This is a genomic window from Ruminococcus sp. OM06-36AC (assembly GCF_003438725.1).
Classification (GTDB): domain Bacteria; phylum Bacillota; class Clostridia; order Oscillospirales; family Ruminococcaceae; genus Ruminococcus_C; species Ruminococcus_C callidus.
In genome coordinates, this window is the sequence record NZ_QSTT01000048.1 from 1 (window position 1) to 2,931 (window position 2,931).

The following is a 2,931-nucleotide window of genomic DNA, read 5'->3' on the forward strand; positions in this document are numbered from 1 at the left end:
GCTACCGGCTCATAACCGGTCGGTCCTGGGTTCGAGTCCCCGATGGCCCACCAATTTACAAAGAGGACTGCCAAATATGGCAGTCCTCTTTGCTTTTCTATATAATCTTTACAGAATTTGTTTTTTATTCTCTATAGATATTTGAATCTGTTTCGGATACCCTTTAAAATAGAAATATAGAATACTTTAGAGCAGAAACAGAGGATTTTCATTATGAAGAACAAAACCAACGTCGCCGCTGCTGTCGGAGAACGAATCCGTCAGTTCCGCACCCGGCAGCACCTTAGTCAGGAAGAACTGGCTTTTGCATCAGAAATTCACCCTGCTTATATCGGCAAGGTGGAACGCGGGGAAAAATGCCCCACGATTGAAACCGTTTCGAAGATTGCCAACGGGCTGAAAGTGTCGATCCCGAAATTGCTGGACATTGATTCTAATACGGAAGTGGAGGAAGAAGACGCTTTTCACCGCATCAAGGTTGCTATGAATGGGCTGTCGCCGGAACAAATGGTCAAAATTGCACAAATCGTGGAGGAAATCACCGATTTTACACAGGAACCGTCTTGATTCATCTACAGGCAAACGAAAAGCAGGGCAGTGTTTTTGTCCTGCTTTTTTTGTTTTTTCGGCAGAATTTTTATAGTTCTATTTTATTTGAAAAACTAAAGTGGCATAATATTAGCATCAAATGAAACAAAACTGTTTTACAATATATAGAATTACTTTTGACATTTATTTTAAAACAGTTTATAATTGATATGATACCGTCGTTTTATACAGAAAGGAAAAATGCAAATGAGCAGTAACAATGACTTTGAAATTGAAAATGGTGTACTGGTAAAGTATACTGGTGCAGGCGGAGATGTTGTGATTCCGGACGGGGTGACTAGTATTGGTGATTGGGCGTTTTCGAGGTGTGAAGGTCTGACTAGTGTCACAATGCCGGATAGTGTGACTAGTATTGAGGATCATGCGTTTTGTGAGTGTACAAGCCTGACAAGTATTGTAATTCCGAACGGCGTGACCACTATTGGAGATTATATGTTTCATAGTTGTAAAAGTTTGACCAGCGTTACGATTCCTGACAGTGTGACTAGTATTGGGAAGTGTGTATTTGTTGATTGCATAAGTTTGACCAATATCACAATTCCAAATCATGTGACTAGCATTGGAGATTGGACGTTTTATAAATGTACTAATCTAATCAGTATCGCAATTCCAGATGGTGTGACTAGTATTGGAAGTGGTGTATGGAATAGCTGCGAAAGGCTGACTAGTGTTAAGATTCCCGACAGTTTGAACAGTATTGGAAATTGGGCATTCGCCTGTTGTAAAAGTTTGACCAGCATTATGATTCCGAAGCGTGTAATCAATATTGTAGAAGCGGCGTTTTGGGGGTGTGAAAGTCTGACCAATATTAAAATTGCGATTTCTGATGAAAAGTTCCTGATTGTTGGCTATTATATTGAAGTGGAAAAAGATATTGTTGCGGTGAAAGAAATGCTGCGAACCGGAAAAATGGACAAAGAGGTGAAAATGCCGCTGTGTATGAAATTTCAGATGGCTGTAGAAATGATCGACTTGCACGACAACGCAGAAGCTAAGGCGTATGTGAAAAAGATGCTTACCAAGGGCGTGAAGATGCTGATTGACAACGGTAATTTGCAGCTGATTCAGGTGCTTCTGGGAAAGACGGATTTTGTTACGAAGAAAAACGTGGACAAGTATATTCAGTATGCCATTGACCAGAAACAGCAGGAGATTTATTTGGACTTGATTCGCTATAAGAATGCGATCATGGCATAACAATAATTTGGAAAAACGACGAAATTATGCGTGTGATTTGGGCGTGTCAGCATAGGATTCTGCCGCAGGACGTTGATTTTTATGCGAATACGCCTGAATTTTGCTTTTGCAGGAGCAATGGTAATTTGAAAGATACAACTTTTTCAATTGCGTTTTGGGCTTATATAATTGCTGAATTGCACTTTATGAGCTGATTGCACCTTATATTTATAAATTTGATGCTGTAGAACTTTTTTATTTTTTGAAATCGGAAAAACAGTTGACATGCGACGTAAAATGTGGTATACTAATTAAGTCGGTACGAGAGGTACGGACGAAAGTATATCGCGGGATGGAGCAGCTCGGTAGCTCGTCGGGCTCATAACCCGAAGGTCGTCAGTTCAAATCTGGCTCCCGCAACCAAATGGAAAAGAACATTCAAGCAAGTGAAACAGCTGGAGGTGCAAGTTTAGCTGTTGATTTGCCTGAATGTTCTTTTTTATTATGCTCTATTCTAGAGCATTTGTCAAATATTGTGAGGTGAGTTTTTGGCTCGGTTTTTGTTGCATTTTTACAGAAAAATTGATTTTGACCCCAATTTGACCCCAAAACATCAAAAAAGAAAAGTGGAGCAGGACAACACATCCTGCTCCATTTCCTTTATAGATTGACAATTACCACAAATTCACCCTGCTGCAAAACAATCTCGTTCACAGGTGTCGGTGTGGGCGGGTACATTGTGGCTAATTTCTGGGCAATGGCGGTTTGCAGACACTGAATGCCGTATTGCAGATCGTTTGCCTCGATGCTCATATCCTCAAAGTCCACAGGATTTAGCAGAAAGCCATTTGGCATTGGTGTTACAGTGATTGCATAGGACTGTACTTGCGGCATATCGGGCAGAGTGAAGAACTCCTCCATGACTTTCATTTTCTCTTGCTTTTGACTGTCCAGAACGTGTGTGTAAGTATCCAGCGTAAACGAAACCGAGGAATGCCCAAGCAGAATTGAAGTGGTTTTCGCATCCATGCCTTGTTCCATGGCACGGGTGGCAAAAGTGTGTCTGAGGGCGTGGAAGGTGTAGTGTCCAAGACCAGAGGCTTTCAGAATCTCATCGTAGGCATCCTTGAATGTTCTGGGTTCCAG

The 2,931-nt window shown here is 41.3% G+C and carries 3 protein-coding genes and 1 tRNA gene; 3 read left to right on the forward strand and 1 reads right to left on the reverse strand.

Features of this window, described 5'->3' with window-relative positions:
* Nucleotides 1–213 precede the first annotated feature (213 nt).
* From DXB92_RS12885 to DXB92_RS12895, 3 genes are all read left to right on the forward strand, one after another.
* A complete protein-coding gene (locus DXB92_RS12885; RefSeq protein ID WP_117734190.1) occupies nucleotides 214–567 on the forward strand; it encodes a helix-turn-helix transcriptional regulator in 354 nt (117 codons plus the stop codon).
* Between the two features lie 228 nt (nucleotides 568–795).
* A complete protein-coding gene (locus DXB92_RS12890; protein ID WP_181977084.1) occupies nucleotides 796–1,806 on the forward strand; it encodes a leucine-rich repeat protein in 1,011 nt (336 codons plus the stop codon).
* A 325-nt stretch (nucleotides 1,807–2,131) separates the two neighbouring features.
* Nucleotides 2,132–2,208, forward strand: a tRNA-Met gene (locus tag DXB92_RS12895).
* 237 nt (nucleotides 2,209–2,445) lie between these two features.
* Here DXB92_RS12895 and DXB92_RS12900 read toward each other — a convergent pair.
* Nucleotides 2,446–2,931, reverse strand: a 486-nt coding sequence (locus tag DXB92_RS12900; RefSeq protein ID WP_147330077.1) for a tyrosine-type recombinase/integrase, incomplete at its 5' end; no start/stop codon positions are given.